The organism is Paraburkholderia sp. Ac-20347 (assembly GCF_017104805.1).
GTDB lineage: Bacteria > Pseudomonadota > Gammaproteobacteria > Burkholderiales > Burkholderiaceae > Paraburkholderia > Paraburkholderia tropica.
Map to the genome: position 1 here is coordinate 1 of NZ_JAAGPN010000514.1, position 2,469 is coordinate 2,469.

The 2,469-nt window shown below is 66.0% G+C and carries 2 protein-coding genes and 1 pseudogene; 2 read left to right on the forward strand and 1 reads right to left on the reverse strand.

The features are described 5' to 3' along the window. On the forward strand, positions 1-419 hold a 419-nt coding region (locus G3N97_RS38195), incomplete at its 5' end, for a zinc-binding dehydrogenase (RefSeq protein WP_205997911.1). A gap of 103 nt (positions 420-522) precedes the next feature. On the opposite strand, the gene G3N97_RS38200 is transcribed toward G3N97_RS38195, so the two are convergent. After that, the gene (locus G3N97_RS38200; protein WP_205997912.1) at positions 523-1,815 is read right to left on the reverse strand and encodes an aspartate carbamoyltransferase; all 1,293 of its coding nucleotides are present in this window, start codon (positions 1,813-1,815) and stop codon (positions 523-525) included. 299 nt (positions 1,816-2,114) lie between these two features. On the opposite strand from G3N97_RS38200, the pseudogene G3N97_RS38205 reads away from it, so the two are divergent. After that, positions 2,115-2,469: pseudogene (locus G3N97_RS38205) on the forward strand (M23 family peptidase); the annotation flags it as partial.

The following is a 2,469-nucleotide window of genomic DNA, read 5'->3' on the forward strand; positions in this document are numbered from 1 at the left end:
CGCGCGTGGTGCCGGTCGTGCTGTCCGGCGACGTCGCGCGCGATACGGCAGCGATCCGCGAGGCGGCGGGCGGCGGCGCCGATCTCGCCTTCGACATGGTCGGACGCGCCACCGACGCGAACGCCACGCTCGCCGCGCTGCGCAGCCTGGCCCGCAACGGCCGCATGGTGCTGATGGGCAGCATGACCTGCGATCTGCCGGTGTCGTATGGCGAGATGCTGCTCAACAACTGGGAGTTGATCGGTCACTTCATGTACAGCGGCGACGACTATCGCGCCCTGATCGGGCTCGTCGGCGCGGGTTTGCTGAAGCTCGACGCGATCGCGCTGAAGCGTTATCCGTTCGAGGCGCTCGAAGTCGCGATCGATGTGGCGGGCGAAGCGGGCGCGCTGGAGTGCGTGGTGGTGTGCATCGACTGATCGTCGACGGATTGCGCCGTCGAATTCTCGACGCGCAAAAAAGCCGGGAAGCGTGCTGCTTCCCGGCTTTTTTCATGAGGCGCTGACGGCGCGCCGCGAACCTTTAGTCGATGCCGTGAAACGTGGCGTCGTCCGGGCCGAGGTATGCGGGCGGACGCCACACGGCGTCGCGCATCGAATGCTGCACGAGGTTCTCGACGCCCAGCAGCACCGCGAAAATCGCCATACGCACCGGAATGCCGTTGTCGGTCTGGCGGAAGATCGCGAGACGCGGATCGTGGTTCAGGTCGGTCGAGAGATCGTTGGCGCCCGGACGGCTATCGCGCGGCAGCGGGTGCATCACGAGCGTTTCCGGAGTGCAGAAGGTGTCGAGCAGCGCCAGATTGATCTGGAAATCGGGCGTGTAGCCTTCGAACGACTCGTCCGTGAAACGCTCCTTCTGGATGCGCGTGGCGTACACCACGTCCGCGCCGCGCAGGCCTTCCTTGAGGTCGGTCGTCTGCTCGACCACGTGGCCGTTGGTCGAGATCTTGTCGACGATGTACTGCGGCATTTCGAGCATCGGCGGCGAAATGAGCGTGAACTTGATGCCGCGATAAAGCGCGAGCAATTTCACGAGCGAGTGCACCGTACGGCCGTATTTCAGGTCGCCGACGAGCGCGATGTGCGCGCCGTCGACGATCTTGCCCAGACGCGAGAATTCGCGCTGGATCGTGTAGAGGTCGAGCAGCGCCTGGCTCGGGTGTTCGCCGGGACCGTCGCCGCCGTTGATCACGGGGATGTTCACGGCGCGCGCGAATTCGGCCACCGAGCCCTGGTCGGGGTGGCGGATCACCATTGCGTCGACGTAGCCGGCCATCACGCGGCTCGTGTCGTAGATCGATTCGCCCTTGGCCATCGACGAGAACGTGAAGCCGGTCGTATCGCAGACCGAGCCGCCCAGGCGGCAGAACGCGGCGCCGAAGCTCACGCGGGTCCGCGTGCTGGCCTCGAAGAACAGGTTGCCGAGCACCGCGCCTTCGAGCACGCGCGAGATTTTCCGGCGGCGCGCGATGGGCTGCATGATGTCGGCGACGCGGAACAGCGCTTCGACGGAGTCGCGCGAGAACTGGTCGACGGACAGCAGCTGCGGTTTGCCTTCGAATTGCATCTGGCTGGCCAGCGAACGCGGATCTACGCTTTGCGTATAGCTTTCACGCGGCTCGCCGCCACCGACGATTTCCGAGACGAAACGCTCGACGATCTCGGGCATGGCGCGCGATTCCTGCGATTCCTCGGGCAGCAACCACGTGTCGAGCGCGCGGCGCGTGACGCCGATGCGGCTCGCGAAGGCATCGCGGGTCATGTTCAGGCGACGCATGGCGTCGCGGAGGAAGGCTTGTTGCGGAACGCTCATGCTGGCACCCGTGTTGGCTGGTTTATGTACGCGGTGCGTATATTAGTTCGGCGGGGCGAGAAGTCAAGCGATTTTCGCGCGGCGGGGGCGTCGCGAATGTCGCGGCGACGTTCGGTTTGCCTGTTCAGGCGGACTTTTTATCGGGATGGGTATTTTTCAGACGCCACGATAATCGTCGTTTCGATTTCGGGAAGGGCGGGCGCAGGCCGGCCCCGGCAGACTGAGATGGCGATTCAGATCTTGTTCATCGGCGTGAGGGCGTCACCTTGGCGGGCGAAATTGTGCCTGCGGAGGCGAGCATGAAGATGCCGTGGTCCAGCTCCATCGACGAGCTTTCGCGTGGCGGCACCCGCTTCGTCACGCAGCGCGCCGCGCGTCGCACGCTGATCGCGACCGCCTGTGTCGCGGCGCTGGTCTCGCTGGCGGGCGGCATCGCGATTGGCCGGTATAGCAGCGCCGCCGGGGCCGCCGCGCCCGGCCAGACGGGCGCGACGCAGCATCACTATGTGGTGGGCGAGATCGGCCGGATGAATGCGTCGATCGCCTTGCTCGATCCGCGTATCGAACGCCTCGCCGCGCAGCTCGCGCAATTGCGCCAGTTCGACGAGCGTCTGCGCGCGCAGGCGCCGCGCGGCGCGGCCACGGCGCCCGTCG

Excerpts from the sequence above, each read along its gene's own strand:
- G3N97_RS38200 (WP_205997912.1), bottom strand. The coding sequence starts at position 1,815 with ATGAGCGTTCCGCAACAAGCCTTCCTCCGCGACGCCATGCGTCGCCTG.